The organism is Pseudomonas sp., from assembly GCF_035497915.1.
Lineage (GTDB): Bacteria > Pseudomonadota > Gammaproteobacteria > Pseudomonadales > Pseudomonadaceae > Serpens.
The window spans coordinates 1-19,431 of the sequence record NZ_DATJCS010000016.1; the positions used below are offsets into that span (position 1 = coordinate 1).

Below are 19,431 nucleotides of genomic sequence, written 5' to 3' on the forward strand. Positions count from 1 at the left end.
GGGCGAGGTGCGCCCGGAGGACCAGCTGGCTGCACCGGCCGCCGTCGCGCCGATGGTTCGCCCCACGGGGCTGGAGGCTGGCGAGTTCGGCCCGCAGGCGGAAATGAGCCTGGCCGCCAGTGTGCTGGAGCGTCCCGCCGAAACGCCGGCCTGGCGACCGACGAGCGCCGGCGGCTATGCCGCGCGCCCCGCGCAGCCGGCGCCGACCGCCGAGCTGCAGGGCGCCTACCGCGACTACTTCGCCCCGCTGCCGGGTGCCGAGACAGTGGCGCTGCCGGAGTCCGGCGGGGACATTCCGCCGTTGGGCTATGCCCTGGCCCAGCTCAAGGGTATCTACATCCTGGCCGAGAATGCCGCCGGCCTGGTGCTGGTCGACATGCATGCCGCCCATGAGCGCATCACCTACGAGCGCCTGAAGAGCGCCATGGCCAGCGAGGGGTTGCGTGGCCAGCCGTTGCTGGTGCCGGAAAGCCTGGCGGTCAGCCAGCGCGAGGCGGATTGCGCCGAGGAGCATCACGCCTGGTTCCAGCGCCTGGGCTTCGAGCTGCAACGGCTGGGTCCGGAGAGTCTGGCGATCCGCCAGATCCCGGTGCTGCTCAAGCAGGCCCAGGCCGGCCAGCTGGTGCGCGATGTGCTGGCCGATTTGCTGGAGTACGGCAGCAGCGACCGCATCCAGGCCCACCTCAACGAGCTGCTGGCCACCATGGCCTGTCACGGCGCGGTACGTGCCAACCGGCGCCTGACCCTGCCGGAAATGAACGCGCTGCTGCGCGACATGGAGCACACCGAGCGCAGCGGCCAGTGCAACCATGGTCGGCCGACCTGGACGCAGCTGGGCATGGATGATCTGGACAAGCTGTTCCTGCGCGGCAGGTGACGAGGTAGGCGGTCGGCGCCCGCAAGACGCGCGCCCGCAAGGCGTTGACCACCCTACGCTGCGGCTGGAAACTATGCAGCCATTCGCTGTGAGTCCCCCGATGTCCGCCCTGCCACCCGCCATCTTCCTCATGGGCCCCACCGCCGCCGGCAAGACCGACCTGGCGCTGGAGCTGGCGCGCGTGCTGCCCGTCGAGCTGATCAGCGTCGATTCGGCGCTGGTCTACCGGGGCATGGACATCGGCACCGCCAAGCCGGGCCCGGAGATCCTTGCCGAGTTCCCCCATCGGCTGATCGACATCCGCGATCCGGCCGAAAGCTATTCGGCCGCCGAGTTCCGTAGCGACACCTTGCAGGCCATGACCGAGATCACCGCCCGGGGACGCATTCCCCTGCTGGTCGGCGGCACGATGCTTTATTACAAGACATTGCTGGGCGGTCTCGCCGACATGCCCAGCGCCGACCCGTTGGTGCGCGCCGAGCTCGAGCGCCAGGCCGCCGAACAGGGCCTGGCCGAACTGCATCGACAGCTTGCCGCCGTAGACCCCGAGTCCGCTGCGCGCATTCATCCCAACGACCCGCAGCGGCTGGTGCGCGCCCTCGAGGTGTACCGCGTCAGCGGTCTGAGCATGAGCGAACATCGCCGTCGCCAGGCCCTGGAAAATGCGCGCGGCCCCGGCGCGGTGTCGGGAGGTTTGCCGTATACTGTCGCGCAATTTGCGATCGCGCCGGGCCTGCGCTCCCTTCTGCATGAGCGTATCGCCCGGCGCTTTCATCTCATGCTGGAACAGGGTTTCGTCGAGGAAGTCGAACGCTTGCATCAGCGAGGTGACTTGCATGCCGCGCTGCCGTCTATACGAGCGGTGGGCTACCGTCAGGTCTGGGAGTATCTCGAGGGGCAGCTGGATCGCGCCGCGATGATCGAGCGCGGCATCATCGCCACGCGTCAGTTGGCCAAGCGGCAGTTCACCTGGCTGCGTGGCTGGGAAGATCTGCAGTGGCTCGACAGTCAGTCTTGCGACAACCTGTCACGCGCCTTGAAATGCCTGAGGTCGCTCTCCATATTGGGCTGATCCGTACTGATGCTGTCTATTCTTTGACGGGGATTCCCTTTTCCGTCCCCCGCTTTCTCATTTCCATTGATAGGAGTTTTGCAATGTCAAAAGGGCACTCGCTACAAGACCCTTACCTGAACACCCTTCGTAAGGAACGCGTCCCGGTTTCCATCTATCTGGTCAACGGCATCAAGCTGCAGGGCCAGATCGAGTCCTTCGACCAGTTTGTCATTCTGCTGAAGAACACCGTCAGCCAGATGGTTTACAAGCACGCCATTTCCACCGTTGTGCCGAGCCGCCCGGTCCGCCTGCCGAATGCCGGCGAGTCCGAGACCGCCGAGGCCGGCAACGCCTGATAGGAGTTCATCTTGTTCTTCGAGCGCCCTGGTGGTGGAGAAAGGGCCATTCTGGTTCATCTGGAAGGCCAGGATCCGGAAGCGCGTGAAGACCCGCAGGAGTTCCAGGAACTGGCCAGCTCGGCCGGTGCCGACACGGTGGCGTTCGTCAGCGTGTCGCGGCATCAGCCGAGCGCCAAGTTCCTGATCGGCAGCGGCAAGGTCGAAGAGATTCGCGACCTGGTCAAGGCCGAGGAAATCGAGCTGGTCATCTTCAATCACACCCTCACCCCGAGCCAGGAGCGCAACCTGGAGCGGGAGTTCGAGTGCCGGGTGCTGGATCGCACCGGCCTGATTCTCGATATCTTCGCCCAGCGTGCCCGTACCCACGAAGGCAAGCTGCAGGTCGAACTCGCCCAGCTGGAGCACATGAGCACCCGCCTGGTGCGCGGCTGGACCCACCTGGAGCGCCAGAAGGGTGGTATCGGCCTGCGCGGCCCGGGCGAAACCCAGCTGGAAACCGACCGCCGCCTGCTGCGCGTGCGCATCCGGCAGATCAAGGCACGCCTGGAAAAGGTGCGCAGCCAACGCGAGCAGGCGCGGCGCGGGCGCCGTCGTGCGGATATCCCCTCGGTGTCCCTGGTTGGCTACACCAACGCCGGCAAGTCGACCCTGTTCAATGCGCTGACCACCTCCGAGGTCTACGCCGCCGACCAACTGTTCGCCACCCTCGATCCGACCCTGCGCCGTCTGGAACTGGACGACCTGGGGCCGGTGGTGCTGGCTGACACCGTGGGTTTCATCCGGCACCTGCCGCACAAGCTGGTCGAGGCGTTCCGCGCCACGCTGGAGGAATCCAGCAACGCCGACCTGCTGCTGCATGTCATCGACTCGCACGAGCCGGAGCGCGACCAGCAGATCGACCAGGTGCTGCGCGTGCTGGGCGAGATCGGCGCCGATCAGTTGCCGATGCTCGAGGTCTACAACAAGATTGACCTGCTCGAAGACGTGGAGCCGCAGATCCAGCGCGATGGCGACGGCAAGCCGCAGCGCGTGTGGCTGTCGGCCCGTGAGGGGCGGGGCCTGGACCTGTTGCGTCAGGCCATTGCCGAGTTGCTGGGCAATGATCTGTTCGTCGGCACCCTGTGTCTGCCGCAGCGCCTGGGCCGCCTGCGTGCGCAGTTCTTCGCGCTGGGCGCGGTGCAGGAGGAAACCCATGATGAGCAGGGGGCCAGTGTACTGTCGGTGCGCCTGCCGCGCATCGAGCTGAACCGCCTGGTCAGTCGCGAAGGCCTGCAGCCGAGCGAATTCCTGGCGCAACACACTTTGCAATAATGCCCGCAAGGGCTGCTTTGCCGCCTTGGTGCGGCATTCGGTAGCATTGAGCGGCGCGCCGCGGGCGCGCCTTCGCTTTATCTGATGGAGAGCGCTATGGCTTGGAACGAGCCGGGTGGCAACTCGAACAACAACGACCAGGATCCCTGGGGTGGTCGCCGTGGCGGCGATCGCAAGGGTCCTCCGGATCTGGACGAGGCCTTCCGCAAGCTGCAGGACAGCCTGAACGGCATGTTCGGCGGCAAGAAATCCTCCGGGGGCGGCAATGCCGGCCGCAAGGGTGGTGGCTTCGGCCTGATCGCCATCGTCGTCGCCGTCATCGCGGTGATATGGCTGTACAGCGCCATCTACGTGGTGGACGAGCAGGAACAGGCGGTGGTGCTGCGCTTCGGCGAGTACCACGAAACCGTCGGTCCGGGCCTGAACATCTATTTCCCGCCCATCGATCGCAAGTTCCAGGAAAACGTTACCCGCGAGCGGGCGTACTCCAAGCAGGGCCAGATGCTCACCGAGGACGAGAACATCGTCGAGGTGCCGCTGACCGTGCAGTACAAGATCAGCAACCTGAAGGACTTCGTGCTCAACGTCGACCAGCCGGAAGTGAGCCTGCAGCACGCCACCGACAGCGCGCTGCGCCATGTGGTCGGCTCGACCAGCATGGACCAGGTGCTCACCGAGGGCCGCGAGCAGGTGGCAACCGACACCCGCGAGCGCCTGCAGCGATTCCTGGACAACTACCGTACCGGCATCACCGTCACCCAGGTGAACGTGCAGAGCGCCGCCGCGCCCAAGGAAGTGCAGGAAGCCTTCGACGACGTGATCCGCGCTCGCGAAGACGAGCAGCGCGAGAAGAACCAGGCCGAGGCCTACGCCAACGGCGTGATCCCCGAGGCCCGTGGCCAGGCGCAGCGCATCATCGAGGAGGCCAACGGCTACCGCGATGCCGTCGTCTCGCGTGCCGAGGGTGAGGCCGCGCGCTTCAAGTTGCTGCTGGCCGAGTACCGCAAGGCGCCGCAGGTCACCCGCGAACGTCTCTACCTGGAGACGATGCAGGAGATCTACGGCAACACCAGCAAGGTGTTGGTGACCGGCGACCAGGGGCAGAACAACCTGCTCTACCTGCCGCTGGACAAGATGGTTCAGGGTCGCACCGCCGCGCCGAGCAATGCGCAGGGCGCCGCGACCACGCCGAGCGCCGCCGACACCGCCGCGCGTATCGTGCGGGAGATGGAGCAGCGTGATCTGCGTACGAGGGAGAGCCGCTGATGAGCAATAAATCGCTGGCCGCCCTGATTGTCGGGGTGGTGGTGGCGCTGGTCGCCTGGAACAGTTTCTACATCGTCCTGCAGACCGAGAAGGCCGTGCTGCTGCGCTTCGGCAAGGTGGTCGAGGGTGACGTGCAGCCGGGCCTGCATGTGAAGATCCCGATGGTCGACAAGGTGCGCACCTTCGATGCGCGTCTGCTGACCCTGGATACCGCCACCGCGCGCTTCCTGACCCTGGAAAAGAAAGCCGTGATGGTGGATGCCTTCGCCAAGTGGCGCGTGGCCAACGCCGAGCAGTTCTACACCGCAACGTCCGGCCTCAAGCAGATCGCCGACGAGCGTCTGGCGCGTCGTCTGGAAGCCGGCCTGCGCGACCAGTTCGGCAAGCGCACCCTGCACGAGGTGGTATCCGGCGAGCGCGACGCGCTGATGGCCGAGATCACCACCTCGATGGACCGCATGGCGCGTCGCGAGCTGGGCATCGAGGTGCTGGACGTGCGCGTCAAGGCCATCGACCTGCCGCGCGAAGTGAACCGCAGCGTGTTCGAGCGTATGAGCACCGAGCGTGAGCGCGAGGCGCGCGAACACCGCGCCAAGGGTCGCGAGCTGGCCGAGGGTATTCGCGCCGACGCCGATCGTCAGCGCCGCGTACTGCTGGCCGAAGCCTATCGCGAGGCCGAGGAAACCCGAGGTGCGGGCGATGCCCGTGCGGCGGCGATCTACGCCCAGGCCTACACGCAGGATGCCGAGTTCTACTCGTTCCACCGTAGCCTGCAGGCCATGCGCGACAGCTTCAACGACAAGAGCGACGTGTTGGTGCTCGACCCCAGCAGCGACTTCTTCCGCTACCTGCAGAAGAGCAAGCCCTGAAGCCGGCCACCCGGCGAGCCACGTCGCTCGCCGGGTGACCCACGGGGAAAAGGTTGCTATCATCCGCCGGCCGGGCCAAACCCGGCTTTTTTACGTCTGCGTGAATAAGCATGTGGCAGGAACTCGGTATCGCCCTGTGTCTGATGCTGGTGCTGGAAGGCATCCTGCCCTTCCTGTTTCCGCAGCGTTGGCGTGCGGCGTTCAGCCAGCTGTTGCAGCTGTCCGACCGTCAGCTGCGCCGGATGGGGCTGGCCAGCATGCTGCTGGGCACCGCCCTCCTGTATCTGCTTCGTTAAGGTTTGCCCGGGGAGGCGAAATGGCAACGGTAGATCGCTGGCTGCTGCCAGATGGCATCGAGGAAGTTCTGCCGCCGGAAGCGGCGCGCATCGAAGCAGCCCGCCGCCAGGTGCTCGACCTGTTTCAGCGTTGGGGCTACGAGTTCGTGGTCACCCCGCACATCGAATTTCTTGAATCCCTGCTGACCGGCGCCGGCCAGGATCTGGACCTGCGTACCTTCAAGGTCACCGATCCGCAATCGGGGCGGCAAATGGGCTTTCGCGCCGACATCACCCCGCAGGTCGCACGCATGGATGCCCATAGCCTGCGCCGCGAAGGTCCGGTGCGCCTGTGCTATGCCGGCAGCGTGCTGCAGGCCCGCCCGCGCGCGCTAAGCACCTCGCGCAGCCCGATCCAGCTGGGCGCCGAGCTGTACGGCGACGCCAGCCCGGCCAGCGACGTCGAAGTCATCAGCCTGATGCTCGACATGCTCGAAATGGCCGCCGTGCCCAACGTGCACATGGACCTTGGCCATGTCGGCATCTATCGCGGCCTGGCCGCCGCCGCCGGACTGACCGGCGAGGCCGAGCAGCGCCTGTTCGACGCCCTGCAGCGCAAGGCGGTGGATGAAGTCGAAACCCTGACCGCCGAGCTGCCGGAATCGCTGGCCCGCATGCTGCGCGCCCTGGCCGAGCTGTGTGGCGGTCGCGAAGTGCTCGACCTGGCGCAAGCCTGCCTGGTGGACGCGCCGGAGGACGTGCACGCGGCCCTCGACGAACTGGTGGGCATCGCCGATCTGCTGGAAATGCGCTACCCGGAGCTGCCGCTGTATTTCGATCTGGGCGAGCTGCGCGGCTACCACTACCACACCGGTGTGGTGTTCGCCGCCTTCGTGCCGGGCATGGGCGAGTCCATCGCCCAGGGCGGCCGTTATGACGACATCGGCGCGGTGTTCGGCCGGGCGCGTCCGGCCACCGGCTTCTCCACCGACCTGAAGGCGCTCATCGACCTTGGCGAGCGGGATCCGATCACCGCGCCGACTGGCATCTGGGCGCCCGACAGCCATGATTTCTATCTCTGGCAGGCCGTGCAGCGCCTGCGCAAGGCCGGCGAGCGTGTCGTCCAGGCGCTGCCGGGCCAGGACGCCCAGGCCGCCCACGAGGCCGGCTGCGACCGTCAGCTGCTGATCCGTGATGGCCAATGGCAGGCCGTTGCGCTGAATTCCTGAGAATTTTTCCGCCGGCCCGCGCCGGCTACCGAGCTTCCGAAGAGGACAAGTGTTATGGGTAAGAACGTCGTCGTCCTGGGCACCCAGTGGGGTGATGAGGGCAAGGGCAAGATCGTCGACCTGCTGACCGACCAGGCCGCCGCGGTGGTGCGTTACCAGGGTGGTCACAACGCCGGCCACACCCTGGTGATCGACGGCGAGAAAACCGTCCTGCACCTGATCCCGTCCGGCATCCTGCGCGACAACGTGCAGTGCCTGATCGGCAATGGTGTGGTGGTGGCTCCCGACGCCCTGATGCGCGAGATCACCAAGCTGGAAGAGAAGGGCGTGCCGGTGCGTGAGCGCCTGCGCATCAGCCCGTCCTGCACCCTGATCCTGCCGTACCACGTGGCGCTGGATCAGGCGCGCGAAGCGGCCCGTTCCGAAGGCAAGATCGGCACCACCGGCCGTGGCATCGGCCCGGCCTACGAGGACAAGGTGGCGCGTCGCGGCCTGCGCATCGCCGACCTGTTCAACCCCGAGCGCTTCGCCGCCAAGCTCAAGGAGTTGCTGGAGTACCACAACTTCGTCCTGCAGAACTTCTACAAGGTCGAGCCGGTGGACTTCCAGAAGACCCTCGACGAGGCGCTGGGCTACGCCGACATCCTCAAGCCGATGGTCGCCGACGTCGCCGCGCGCCTGCACGAGCTGCGCAAGGCCGGCGCCTGCATCATGTTCGAGGGCGCCCAGGGCTCGCTGCTGGACATCGACCACGGCACCTACCCCTACGTGACCAGCTCCAGCACCACCGCCGGCGGCACCGCCACCGGTTCCGGCTTCGGCCCGCTGTATCTGGACTACATCCTGGGCATCACCAAGGCCTACACCACCCGCGTCGGCTCCGGTCCGTTCCCCACCGAGCTGTTCGACGAGGTCGGCGCGCGCCTGGCCAGCGTCGGCCACGAGTTCGGCTCCACCACCGGTCGCGCCCGTCGCTGCGGCTGGTTCGACGCGGTGATCCTGCGTCGCGCCATCGAGATCAACTCCATCTCCGGTCTGTGCCTGACCAAGCTGGACGTGCTGGATGGCCTGGAAACCGTGAAGCTGTGCGTGGGCTACAAGGACGCCAGTGGCCAACTGCTGGCCGAAGCGCCGACCGAGTCCGACAGCTATGTCGGCCTGCAGCCGGTGTTCGAGGAAATGCCCGGCTGGAGCGAATCCACCGTCGGCGCCAAGCGTCTGGAAGACCTGCCGGTCAACGCCCGCGCCTACATCAAGCGCATCGAGGAGCTGGTCGGCGCGCCGATCGACATCATCTCCACCGGCCCGGACCGCAACGAGACCATCGTGCTGCGCCACCCGTACGCCTGATCGTTCGCTCCGCAACACCCGAATCCCCGGGGAAGCTCGCTTCCCCGGGGATTTTTCGTTGTGGCGGGCTAACCAAGGTCGTATGCCGGACACTCTACAAATTTGTATATAGTCGCTTCGTAAGATTGGATTGCCATCATGCCGAATACCCAAGGTTCTTCCCGTATCGAGGAGCTGCGTCGCCATGCCGGTGTGGCGTGCGACCTGCTCAAGGTTCTCGCCAACGAGGACCGTCTGTTGCTGCTGTGCCAGCTGAGCAGCGGGCCGCATGCCGTCTGCGAACTGGAAGCGACGCTGGGCATTCGACAGCCGACGCTTTCCCAGCAGTTGGCCGTGCTGCGCCAGAACGCGCTGGTGCATACCGAGCGCGACGGCAAGCACATCCGTTACAGCCTGGCCAACCCGGACGTCGAGCGGATCATGCGGACACTTTGGGAAATTTATTGCGCGTCACACCGACAGGAGTAGTGAGCATGAAAACACCCGATAACAAGAACAACAGCGGGCTCGACCAGGGACTCCTCAAGGAGCCGTTCAGTCGACGTACTTTCATGCAGCTGACGGCGGCCGGTGCCGGCGCCCTGCTGCTCAAGCCCGAGGGCGCGCAGGCGGCGAAGCAGCGCAGCGCGGCGCGCATCGTCATCGCCGGTGCCGGCGCGGCCGGCCTGGCCGCCGCGTCGCGCCTGGCCGAGCGGCTCGAAGGCGCGACCATTACGCTGATCGATGGCCGCAAGGCGCACTACTACCAGCCCGGCTTCACCCTGGTGGCGTCCGGCATCAAGCCGGCCAGCTACGTGACCTCGAGCACCGCCGACTATGTGCCGCACGGCGTGGAGTGGATCGAGGAGCGGGTCGCGGAGATCGACCCCGAGGGCAACAAGGTGGTCACCGCCTCCGGGCGCAGCGTGCCCTACGACTTCCTGGTGGTCGCCACCGGCCTGCAGCTGGACTACGCCGCCATCGAGGGCATGGATGAAAGCCTGATCGGCCAGAACGGCCTGGGCAGCATCTACCACAGCCCGGCGGCGGCCGAGGCCACCTGGCGGCAGATGTCCGAGTTCGCCGACAAGGGCGGCGTGGGCGTGTTCCTGCGTCCGGGCACCGAGATGAAGTGTGCCGGCGCCCCGCTGAAGTACACCTTCGTCACCGAGGACTACCTGACCCGCCGGGGCAATCGTGGCAAGGCGGAGATCATCTACAACGCCAACAACAAGGCGCTGTTCAGCGTGCCGATCGTTTCGGAGAAGGTACGCATGCTGTTCCAGCAGCGTGACATCAAGGTCAACTACGACCGCGTGCTGCAGTCCATCGACCCGGGTCGGCGCATCGCCACCTTCCGCACCCCGGAGGGCACCACCGAACTGGGTTACGACTTCATCAACGTGATTCCGCCGATGAAGGCGCCGGACGTGGTGCGCAACAGCCCGCTGCCCTGGCAGCAGGGCGCCTGGGGCAACGAGGGCTGGCTGGAGGTGGACAAGCACACCCTGCGGCATGTGCGCTATCCGAACGTGTTCGGGGTCGGCGACATCGCCGGGGTGCCGAAGGGCAAGACCGCCGCCAGCGTGAAATGGCAGGTGCCGGTGGCCGTCGAGCACCTGCTGGCCGACATCGCCGGTACCGAATCGACGGCCCGCTACGACGGCTACACCTCCTGCCCGCTGATCACCCGCCTGGGCCGCGCGATGCTCATCGAGTTCGACTACCAGAACAACCTCACGCCGTCCTTCCCGGGGGTGATCGCGCCGCTGGAAGAGCTGTGGACCAGCTGGGTGGTCAAGACCATGGGCCTCAAGCCCACCTACATCAGCATGCTGCGCGGTCACGCCTGAACCGCCGAGGAGTCCGTCATGAAAGAACTCGATCCGATGATCCTGCTGGCCGTGTTCCTGGAAATGCTCGGCCCGCTGCTCTGGCTGCTGCTGGCGATGGTGCTGCTGGGCACCGCGGCCTTCGTGGCCCTGCTGGTACGCGAGCGCGGCATCGCGGCCAGCCGGCTGGTGCGCGCTCAGTTGGTAGGTCTGGTTGGTGGTGTGCTGGCGCTGGTGCTGATGGCCAATGTGTCGTCGTCCGGCTTCACTGACGCCGCCGGTCCGATCGACTGGATCCTCATCGTGCTGGTCTATGGATTGGGCATGCTCGGCTCCATGGTGCTGGTCTACACCATCATGGGCTGGATCACCCAGCTGCGCCGCGAGGGTGCGGCTGGCTGAGGAGTGCAGGTCAACGGACGCCCGGCAATGCCGGGCGTTTTCTTTCATCCATCTGCGGGAGAATACCCATGAGCGGCAATCGTTTCGTCGCCACGCTCTTCGACGGGCAGGGCAATCCGAACAAGGTCACCGTGGCCTTCACCATGGCCGTCAATGCTCGCCTGAAGGGGCATGACACCACCCTGATCCTGATGGCCGAGGCGGTGGAACTGGGCAAGCCCGGTGCCATCGACATGGACATCGGCGCGCCCTTCGAACCGGTGGACGCACTGCTTGGGCGTTATCGGGAGCTGGGCGGCAAGATCGCCATCTGCTCGGCGTGCATGCAGCACAACGGCTTCACCGCCCAGGACATGGTGCCCGACTACGCCATCATCACCGCGCCGCAGGTAATCGACCTGCTGATGGAAGCCACCGGCTCGCTGCAGATCACCTGAGGCGAGAATCGCCGGGTGGGCGGGTAGGGGCACCGTAGGGTAGACAACGGCGAAGCCTTGTCTACCCACGCCGGGGGCCCTCACTGGTGGAAAATCGCTGCGCGAGTTTCCCACCCTACGGTCTGCCTGGTCGTGCTGTGCACACCGCGCGGTGTGCACAGCACCGGCGCGCAACCTTACCGCTGGGCGAGGCGGGCGCTGGCCTGCTGGAAGAAGCCTTCATCCAGCTGACCGGCGAGGGCGGCCAGACGCAGCTCCTGCAGGAACAGCGTGGCGCGCACCTGGGCCAGTTCCAGCTCGGCGGTGGCAGCGGCGTTTTCCGCATCCAGCAGGTCCTGGGTGCTGCGTTCGCCGGTCTTGCGACCGATACGCGTGGCCGCCAGGCGTGCCTGGCTGGCTTCGGCGGCGGCGGCCAGCGCCTGCGCCTGTTCGCGGCCCACCGACAGCGCCAGCCAGGCGGCGCGGGTCTGCCGGGCCACCAGCAGACGGCCGTGGTCGAGCTCGGCCTCGGCCTCGGCCAGGCGGGCGCGCGCCTCGTCCTGGCGCGCCGAGCGCATGCCGCCGGTGTACAGCGGAATCGCCACCTGCAGGCCGACCATGCTCTGTTCGGCGCTGTAGCTGGCCGAGCCGACCTCGGCATCGCCGGAGAGCTTCTCGCGGCCGTGGCTGGCCACCAGCTCCAGGGTCGGCGACAGTGGCAGCGAGGTCTTGCGCACCTCCTGCTCGGCGCCCTGCTGGCGGGTCTGGGCCAGCTGCAGCTGGGTGTTCTGGCGCGCCGCACGGGTCAGCCACTCCTCCAGCGCGCCGATCTGCGCCGGGCTGTCGCTTGGCAGCGTCAGTGGGCTATCGCCCGGCTCACGGCCGATGAGGTCGGCCAGCGTCTGGCGGCGCAGGTCCAGTTCGGTCTGCGCGGCCAGGTGCTGGGCGCGCAGACCGGCGGCCCGCGCGCGGGCCTCGTGCAGGTCGGTGACCGGCAGGCTGCCCACCTTGAAGCGCTCGGCGGCCTCGCTGGCGGTGCGCTCCACCGCCTCGAGCTGGCGTTCCAGCAGTTCGAGGCGGCGGGCGGCCAGCGCCAGCTGGAAGTAGTGTTCGGCGCTGCGCAGCATCAACTGCTGCTGGGCGCCGACCCAGGCCAGCTCGGCGGCGCCGGCCTGGATGCGCAATTGCCGGCCCTGGGCCGAGCGCTCGCGGTCGAACAGCGGCTGGCGCAGCACCACGCCGTAGTGGCTGCGGGTGCCGCTGTCGATCGTCGTGTCGAAGGCGGCGCCGGTGGCGCTGAACCCACCGGCGTCGAAGGTTGCCCCGCGTGTCTGGTTGTCCAGCGAGGCGGCAGCCACCCCACCTTGCAGCATCAGGTTCGGGCGCCACAGGGCGCCGGCCTGATCCTGGCTGGCCAGGCCGGCGGCATGCGCGGCGCGGGCGGCGGCAAACTCGGGGTCATGCTGGCTGGCGGCGCGCCAGACCTCGAACAGGTCCAGGGCCTGGGCCGCTGGCGATGCCAGCGCCGCGCAGCTCAGCAGCAAGGCGGACAGGCGGGGCAGTTGCATGGCGATTTTCCTTAACGTTCTCGTTGGCCTCAGCAGCCGGATTGCACACCGAGTTTGCGCAGGACGATTTCCAGCGGGCACCAGCGGGTGAACGCGCTCTGCAGCATGTTCACGCCGACGAAGGCGGTCAGCCACAGCCAGTTGCTGCTTTGGAACAGCGGGCTCTGGGCCACGCCCAGGGCCAGGGAGGCGAGGATTACCACGCCGGCGAACATGCGAACGATTTGCCATGAGGTCATGGGTCAGACTCCTTGTGCGGGTTGGGAGGCTTCGCCGCTACGGTGGTAGGCGGCGAAGTAGAGCAACGGGATCACCACCAGGGTGAGCACCGTGGAAACCAGGATGCCGAAGATCAGCGCGATGGCCAGACCGTTGAAGATCGGGTCGTCGAGGATGAAGAAGGCGCCGAGCATGGCCGCCAGCCCGGTCAGCACGATCGGCTGGGCACGGGTGATGGCCGAGCGCACCACCGCCTCGGGCAGCGGCACGCCGGCGGCCTGCTGCAGGTGGATGAAGTCCACCAGCAGGATGGAGTTGCGCACGATGATGCCGGCCAGGGCGATCATGCCGATCATGCTGGTGGCGGTGAACTGGGCGCCGAGCAGGGCATGGCCGGGCATCACGCCGATGATGGTCAGCGGGATCGGCGCCATGATGATCAGCGGCGTCAGGTAGGAGCCGAACTGCGCCACCACCAGCAGGTAGATGAGGATCAGGCCGACCGCATAGGCAGCGCCCATGTCACGGAAGGTCTCGTAGGTGATCTGCCATTCGCCGTCCCACTTCAGGCTGTAGCCGCGCCACGGGTCGGACGGCTGGCTGATGAAGTACTCCTCCAGCTGGCCGCCGCCAGGCAGCTGCAGCTGTTGCAGTTCGCCGCGCATGCCGAACATGCCATACAGCGGGCTGTCCACGCGCCCGGCCATGTCGCCGGTGACGTAGTGCACCGGCAGCAGATCCTTGTGGTAGATCGGCTGCTCGCGCAGGCTGTCGCTGAGGGTCACCAATTCGCGGATCGGCACCAGCTGGCCGGCCGCACCGCGTACCGTCAGTTGCAGCAGCGCGTCCAGCGAACCGTGCTGCTCGGCGGGCAGCTGCAGCACGGCCGGGACCGGGTACTTGCTGGCGTCGTGCAGGTAGGTAGCGGCCTCGCCGGCCAGGCCGGCGCGCAGGGTGGCGACGATGTCGCGCTGCGCCACGCCGAGCAGCGCGGCCTTGCGCCGGTCGACCAGCAGCAGGGTGCGCGGCGCGTCGGCGATGGCGGTGTCGTCCACATCCACCACGTAATCGGTGCGCTCGAACAGCGCGCGCACCTGACCCGCCACCTGGCGGCGACCTTCGGCGTCCGGGCCATAGATTTCCGCGACGATCGGCGACAGCACCGGCGGCCCCGGCGGCACTTCCACCACCTTGAGGTTGGCGCCGTGGCGCTTGCCGATGGCCTGCAGGTCCGGACGCAGACGGGTGGCGATGGCGTGGCTCTGCTCGTCGCGGTCGCCCTTGGCCACCAGGTTGACCAGCAGATCGCCCACTTCGCCGCCGACGCGCAGATCGTACTGGCGCACCAGGCCGTTGAAGTTGATCGGCGCGGCCGTGCCGGCATAGGCCTGGTAATCGAGCACCTCGGGCTGTTCGGCCAGGTAGGTACCCAGCTCGCGCAGCACGGCGGCGGTGCCCTCCAGCGGCGTACCCGCCGGCATGTCGACCACCACCTGCAGCTCGGACTTGTTGTCGAACGGCAGCATCTTCAGCACCACCAGGCCGGCGGCGGGCAGCGCCAGGGAGATGGCGATCAGCAGCCCCACCCCGGCGCCGAGTAGCGCGCGGTTGCGCCGGCCACGGCGTTCATCCAGCAGCGGGCGGAAGATGCCTTCGAAGAGTGGCGCCAGCTTGCCGGACAGCCCGCCGTCATGGGCGTGGGCGGCCAGCGGCTTCATCCACAGCCGCGCCAGCCAGGGCGTGACGGTGAAGGCGATGGCCAGCGACAGCAGCATACCCATGCTGGCGTTGATCGGGATCGGGCTCATGTACGGGCCCATCAGGCCGCTGACGAAGGCCATCGGCAGCAGTGCGGCGATCACCGTCAGGGTGGCCAGGATGGTCGGTCCGCCCACTTCGTCCACCGCGCCGGGAATCAGCTCGCGCAGCGTCTTGCCCGGGTGCAGCGCCTGGTGACGGTGGATGTTCTCCACCACCACGATGGCGTCGTCGACCAGGATGCCGATGGAGAAGATCAGCGCGAACAACGACACCCGGTTGAGGGTGAAGCCCCAGGCCCAGGAGGCGAACAGGGTGACGGTCAGGGTAAGGATCACCGCGCTGCCGACGATCAGCGCCTCGCGGCGGCCCAGGGCGAGGAACACCAGCACCACCACGGAGAGAGTGGCGAACAGCAGCTTCTGGATCAGCTGGCGGGCCTTCTGGTCGGCGGTGGCGCCGTAGTTGCGGGTTTCGGCCAGCTCGACGCTGTCCGGGATCAGGCTGTTGCGCAGCTCGGCGACCCGCGCCAGCACCGCGGAGGCGACGTCGATGGCGTTTTCGCCGGGCTTCTTGGTCACGCTCAGGGTGATCGCCGGGAACTCGCCGGCGCCGCCGGGCGCGCGGCTCGGCAGGCCATGCCAGACGTACTGGCTGGCCGGCAGGGCGCCGTCCTCGACGCGTGCCACATCCTTGAGCTGCACCGGCTTGCCGTCGCGCACGCCGACCAGCAGTTCGCCCACCTCGGCGGCGTTTTCCAGGAAGCCACCGGCTTCCAGCTGCACGCTGCGGTTGCCGCCCAGCAGCTCGCCCACCGGCAGGCCGGCGTTGGCCGACTGCAGCGCCATGCGCAGGTCGCCGACGGTCACCCCGGCGGCGGCCATGCGCGCCGGGTCCAGCTCGACGCGTACCGCGCGACCGGGCCCGCCGTGGCTGCGCACCTCGCGGGTGCCGGGCACGCGCTTGAGCTCGGCTTCCAGGCTGTGGGCGACGTGCTGCAGGTCCAGCGCGCCGGTGGCGGCATCGCGGCTGAACAGGGTCAGGGTGACGATCGGCACGTCATCGATGCCCTTGGGCTTGATCAGCGGCTCGCCGACGCCCAGTTCGCGCGGCAGCCAGTCGGTGTTGGCTCGCAGGGTATCGTGCAGGCGCACCAGTGCTTCGGTGCGCGGCACGCCGACCTCGAATTGCACGGTGACCATCGCCATGCCGGGGCGCGACACCGACATCACGTGTTCGACGTCGGCGATCTGCGCCAGCACCTGCTCGGCCGGCACCGCGACCATCTGTTCCACGTCGCGCACGCTGGCGCCGGGGAACGGGATGATCACGTTGGCCATGGTGACGTTGATCTGCGGTTCTTCCTCGCGCGGCGTGACCAGCACGGCGAACAGCCCGACGAGCAGGGCGAGCAGCGCCAGCAGCGGGGTGATCTGCGCGGTCTGGAAGTAGGCGGCGATGCGTCCGGAGACGCCCAAGCGCGGATTCATGTCGGTGTCCTTACTTCAGTTGGCCGGCGGCGAGGGGATCGAGCGCCACCCGTTCGCCGGCGGCGAGGCCGGTGAGCACTTCCACCTGGTCGCCCTGCTGCGGGCCCAGGCGAACCTGGCGCAGGCGCGGGCGCTGCTGGGCGTCCAGCACGTAGACGGCGGTCAGTTCGGCGCGGCGCAGCACGGCTGTGCGCGGGATGTACAGCCGGTCGTCACCGCCGGCCAGGTTCAGGCGGGCGCGGGCGAAGGTGCCGGGCAGCACGTTGCGCAGATCGGCGGGCAGTTCCAGGCGCAGTTCCACGGTGTGGGTGGTCGGGTCGACGCTGGGCAGCCACTGCGCACGGCGCGGCGTCACCGGGGTGTCCAGGCCGGCCAGTTCCAGGCGGGCGGCCAGGTCGGCGGGCGCCACGGCGGCAACCGCCTGCGGCACCTGCACGCTGACGCGCAGCGCAGAGGGATCGTACAGCGTCAGCAGCGGGCGGCCGGGCATGGCCATGTCGCCGAGGCTGACCGGGATGGCCGAGACCACACCGTCATAGGGCGCGCGCAGTACATAGAAGTCGGACTGGGTACGCGAGGCGTCGGCCGCGGCGCGCAGCGCGGCGGCTTCGGCGCGCGCGGCCTTGTGGCGCGCCTCGGCGCGGTCGAAGGCGGCCTGGCTGATGTAGTCCGCCTCCAGCAGCTGGCGCTGGCGGGCCAGCTCGCGTTCGGCTTCCTGCTCGACCGCCTGGGCGGCGCGCACCTGGGCGGCGCTGGCGCTGGCAGTCTGTTCGGCGGCACGGGCGTCCAGGCGCAGCAGGACCTGACCGGCGCGTACCGAATCGCCGGCCTGCACGGCGATTTCCTGCACGGCGCCGGCGACCTGGGCGGTTAGCAGCGTCTGGCGCACGGCCTCGACGACACCTTCGTGGTGGCTGGCGCCGAGTTGGGCGCCACGCTGTACGGTGGCGCTGCGCAGTTCGAGGGTCTGGGCGAAGGCCGTGCTGCCAAGCAGCAGGCTGGCAGCGAGGAGGATGCGCAAGCCGGCGGTAGACATGAAGGGACTCCGTTGCATGATCGGGAATGGCCGGCATTATTTGCGTGATTGGTTAATTAGTCAATTAACTGATTGCGCAAATATGCAGGTATGCGTGGGATGGCGTATCATCCGGCCCGTGCAATGTCTTGCGGTGATCAGCGATGGAAAACCTCACTCCCGAGGCGATGGAGCAACTGGCGGCCTATTTCCGGGCGCTGTCCGAGCCCACGCGCCTGGCGATCCTCAACCTGCTGCGCGAAGGCGAGCGCAACGTGGGTGAATTGGCCCAGCTGTGCAGCTGCTCGCCGGCCAACGTCTCGCGACACTTGTCGCTGTTGAGCCAGCACGGGCTGGTGCGGCGGGAAGGGCGGGGCACGGCGGTGTACTACCGGATCGCCGACGACAGCGTGTATGCGCTGTGCGATCTGGTCTGCGGCAACATCGCCCGGCGTTACGAGCGCAATCAGCCGTTTCCGGGCGTCTGACGCCAATGAAAAGGCCGCTCGGGAGAGCGGCCTCGGGTTTTCGTTCAGGGTTCAGGTGCGAAAGCGCGACAGCTGGCCGTGCAGATCCTGCATGCCGGTGCGGATTTCTTCGCTGCTGTGCACCACGCGTTCGGCGTCGCGGTGGGTCTGTAGCGCCAGCTCGGTGAGCTGGTTCACGCGTCGGTCGATGTCCTGCACCACCTGACTCTGCTGTTCCACGGCCGTGGCGATCTGCAGGCTGCTGCCGTTGATCGCCTGCACGTCCCGAAGCATCTCCTGGAAGATGTCTCGCGCCCGCTCGATCTGTGCCACGTTCTCGCTGGCCTGCTCGCCATTGTGGCGCAGGCTCTCCAGCGAGCGCCGGGCGCGGCCCTGCAGGCGCTCGATGATCTGGCCAATCTCGCCGGTGGACTGCTGGGTGCGGCTGGCCAGAGTGCGCACTTCATCCGCTACCACGGCGAAGCCGCGTCCGGCCTCGCCGGCGCGGGCGGCCTCGATGGCGGCGTTGAGCGCCAACAGGTTGGTCTGCTCGGCGATGCCGGTGATCACCTCCAGCACCTTGCCCACCGCCTGGGTCTCGTTTTCCAGTTCGCGCATGTGTTCGCCGGTGCGTTGCAGCTCCTGGCTCAGCGTGCCGAGCAGTTCGGTGCTGCGCTGCACCGCGGCGCGCCCGGTCTGGCCGTTGCGCTCGGTGCTTTGCGCCGATTGGGCGGCGCTCTGGGTGTGCCGGGCCACTTCGGCGAGGCTGGCGGTCAGCTCGGTAAGGGCGGTGGCGGCCTGATCCAGCTCCTGGTGCTGGCGGGCCATGTTCTGTTCGGAAGCCTGGATGGCGCGCAGGGTCTCGCCCAAGTGCTCGCGAGACTGCAGGCTGCCGCGTTTGGCCTGGTCGAGCAGCTCGCGAACCTGTTCGATCATGCGGTTGAAGACCACTGCGATGCGGCCGAATTCGTCGTGCTTCCAGCGGGCGTTCATGCGCTGGGTGAAGTCGCCATCGGCCACCTGCGCCAGCGCCTGTTCCAGTTGGCGCAGGGCGCCCATCAGCGGATGCATGCCGAACTGGTTGCCGGCCAGGACCAGGATGAGAATGGCCGCCACGCAGAAGAGGGCGATTTCCAGTTGCGCGCGCTGGGTGCTGTCGGCCAGGCGGGTCATCATGACCACGGCATCGTTCATGTGCTTGATCAGCGCGACGGAATGCTGCTGCAGCAGCGCCATATCCAGCGCGCCGTTGGGCTGCACGGTGAGCAGTTGCTGGCGCAGGCGCTGCCAGTGCTCGCCGACGGTGCGCATCTGCGCCTGGATGGCGGGATCGTCGAAGCGGCTGATGTCGCGCTCGGGATTGCCGTTGAGCAGGTCCTGATGGGAGCGCTCGAACTGCGCCATGGTGCCCTCCATCAGCGAGCGTTCGATGACGCCGCTGTGCAGCAGCAGCGCCTCCTTGCTCATCTTCTGGCTGAGCATGCGCTGGGCGCCGGCCACGTTGATGGTTTCGGCGGATACCGACAGGCTGAGATACAACGCCGCACAGCTGAGCAGCGCGAGCAGGAACATCAGTGCGTAGGAGAAGAGGAACTGGTGTCCGAGCGTTTTCAGGCCCAGGCGATGTAGCAGGGTATCGATGAGAAATTTCATGGGATATCCAAACTAAAAACGGGAGGGGCGACTGCGAGGTCG

Annotated in this window: 18 protein-coding genes and 2 pseudogenes; 14 read left to right on the plus strand and 6 right to left on the minus strand. The window is 67.5% G+C overall.

The genetic code is table 11. The features are described from left to right. The 13 genes from VL129_RS05635 to VL129_RS05695 all read left to right on the plus strand — a co-directional run. A partial coding sequence (locus VL129_RS05635) for a DNA mismatch repair MutL family protein (RefSeq protein ID WP_475491198.1) occupies positions 1-877 on the plus strand: 877 nt, incomplete at its 5' end. A 100-nt stretch (positions 878-977) separates the two neighbouring features. Beyond that, positions 978-1,949 (plus strand): tRNA (adenosine(37)-N6)-dimethylallyltransferase MiaA, encoded by a 972-nt coding sequence (gene miaA / locus VL129_RS05640; RefSeq protein ID WP_325410955.1) that lies wholly within the window; start codon positions 978-980, stop codon positions 1,947-1,949. A gap of 83 nt (positions 1,950-2,032) precedes the next feature. After that, complete coding sequence (hfq, locus tag VL129_RS05645) at positions 2,033-2,287, plus strand: RNA chaperone Hfq (RefSeq protein WP_325410957.1); 255 nt, start codon at positions 2,033-2,035, stop codon at positions 2,285-2,287. A 12-nt stretch (positions 2,288-2,299) separates the two neighbouring features. Then, a complete protein-coding gene (gene hflX / locus VL129_RS05650) occupies positions 2,300-3,601 on the plus strand; it encodes a ribosome rescue GTPase HflX (protein WP_325410959.1) in 1,302 nt (433 codons plus the stop codon). Between the two features lie 96 nt (positions 3,602-3,697). Beyond that, positions 3,698-4,867, plus strand: a complete 1,170-nt coding sequence (gene hflK / locus VL129_RS05655; protein ID WP_325410961.1) for an FtsH protease activity modulator HflK — start codon at positions 3,698-3,700, stop codon at positions 4,865-4,867. Next, a complete protein-coding gene (hflC, locus tag VL129_RS05660) occupies positions 4,867-5,736 on the plus strand; it encodes a protease modulator HflC (protein ID WP_325410963.1) in 870 nt (289 codons plus the stop codon). The genes hflK and hflC overlap by 1 nt, the downstream gene beginning before the upstream one ends. Before the next feature lie 110 nt (positions 5,737-5,846). Further along, positions 5,847-6,032, plus strand: coding sequence for a DUF2065 domain-containing protein (locus VL129_RS05665; RefSeq protein WP_325410965.1), 186 nt, complete (start codon positions 5,847-5,849; stop codon positions 6,030-6,032). A gap of 20 nt (positions 6,033-6,052) precedes the next feature. Continuing rightward, the gene (locus tag VL129_RS05670; protein WP_325410967.1) at positions 6,053-7,240 is read left to right on the plus strand and encodes an ATP phosphoribosyltransferase regulatory subunit; all 1,188 of its coding nucleotides are present in this window, start codon (positions 6,053-6,055) and stop codon (positions 7,238-7,240) included. Positions 7,241-7,294: 54 nt separating this feature from the next. Further along, positions 7,295-8,590: an adenylosuccinate synthase gene (locus tag VL129_RS05675; RefSeq protein WP_325410969.1), complete on the plus strand. Its 1,296-nt coding sequence runs from the start codon at positions 7,295-7,297 to the stop codon at positions 8,588-8,590. Positions 8,591-8,728: 138 nt separating this feature from the next. After that, entirely contained in the window at positions 8,729-9,058 is a 330-nt protein-coding gene (locus VL129_RS05680; RefSeq protein WP_325410971.1) for an ArsR/SmtB family transcription factor, read from the plus strand. Positions 9,059-9,063: 5 nt separating this feature from the next. After that, complete coding sequence (locus VL129_RS05685) at positions 9,064-10,422, plus strand: NAD(P)/FAD-dependent oxidoreductase (RefSeq protein WP_325410973.1); 1,359 nt, start codon at positions 9,064-9,066, stop codon at positions 10,420-10,422. Between the two features lie 18 nt (positions 10,423-10,440). Then, entirely contained in the window at positions 10,441-10,803 is a 363-nt protein-coding gene (locus VL129_RS05690) for a DUF5368 domain-containing protein (RefSeq protein WP_325410976.1), read from the plus strand. A 68-nt stretch (positions 10,804-10,871) separates the two neighbouring features. After that, the gene (locus VL129_RS05695) at positions 10,872-11,240 is read left to right on the plus strand and encodes a DsrE family protein (RefSeq protein WP_325410977.1); all 369 of its coding nucleotides are present in this window, start codon (positions 10,872-10,874) and stop codon (positions 11,238-11,240) included. A 176-nt stretch (positions 11,241-11,416) separates the two neighbouring features. Here VL129_RS05695 and VL129_RS05700 read toward each other — a convergent pair whose 3' ends face one another. Genes VL129_RS05700 through VL129_RS05715 form a run of 4 tightly spaced genes read right to left on the minus strand, consistent with a single transcriptional unit; the run spans position 11,417 to position 17,290 of the window. Continuing rightward, positions 11,417-12,787 carry a TolC family outer membrane protein gene (locus VL129_RS05700; RefSeq protein WP_325410979.1) on the minus strand — a complete coding sequence of 457 codons (1,371 nt, stop codon included), beginning with the start codon at positions 12,785-12,787 and terminating at the stop codon, positions 11,417-11,419. 29 nt (positions 12,788-12,816) lie between these two features. Beyond that, positions 12,817-13,026 carry a YgaP family membrane protein gene (locus tag VL129_RS05705; protein ID WP_325410981.1) on the minus strand — a complete coding sequence of 70 codons (210 nt, stop codon included), beginning with the start codon at positions 13,024-13,026 and terminating at the stop codon, positions 12,817-12,819. 3 nt (positions 13,027-13,029) lie between these two features. Continuing rightward, positions 13,030-16,254, minus strand: a complete 3,225-nt coding sequence (locus VL129_RS05710) for an efflux RND transporter permease subunit (RefSeq protein ID WP_325410983.1) — start codon at positions 16,252-16,254, stop codon at positions 13,030-13,032. Between the two features lie 10 nt (positions 16,255-16,264). Next, positions 16,265-17,290 (minus strand): efflux RND transporter periplasmic adaptor subunit, encoded by a 1,026-nt coding sequence (locus VL129_RS05715; protein ID WP_325410985.1) that lies wholly within the window; start codon positions 17,288-17,290, stop codon positions 16,265-16,267. A 143-nt stretch (positions 17,291-17,433) separates the two neighbouring features. Between VL129_RS05715 and VL129_RS05720 the strand changes: the two genes are divergently transcribed. Continuing rightward, entirely contained in the window at positions 17,434-17,757 is a 324-nt protein-coding gene (locus tag VL129_RS05720) for an ArsR/SmtB family transcription factor (RefSeq protein ID WP_325410987.1), read from the plus strand. Between the two features lie 51 nt (positions 17,758-17,808). Here VL129_RS05720 and VL129_RS17270 read toward each other — a convergent pair. After that, positions 17,809-18,324, minus strand: a pseudogene (locus VL129_RS17270) (methyl-accepting chemotaxis protein); the annotation flags it as partial. 339 nt (positions 18,325-18,663) lie between these two features. Then, a pseudogene (locus tag VL129_RS17140) lies at positions 18,664-19,389 on the minus strand (type IV pili methyl-accepting chemotaxis transducer N-terminal domain-containing protein); the annotation flags it as partial. Between the last annotated feature and the right edge of the window lie 42 nt (positions 19,390-19,431).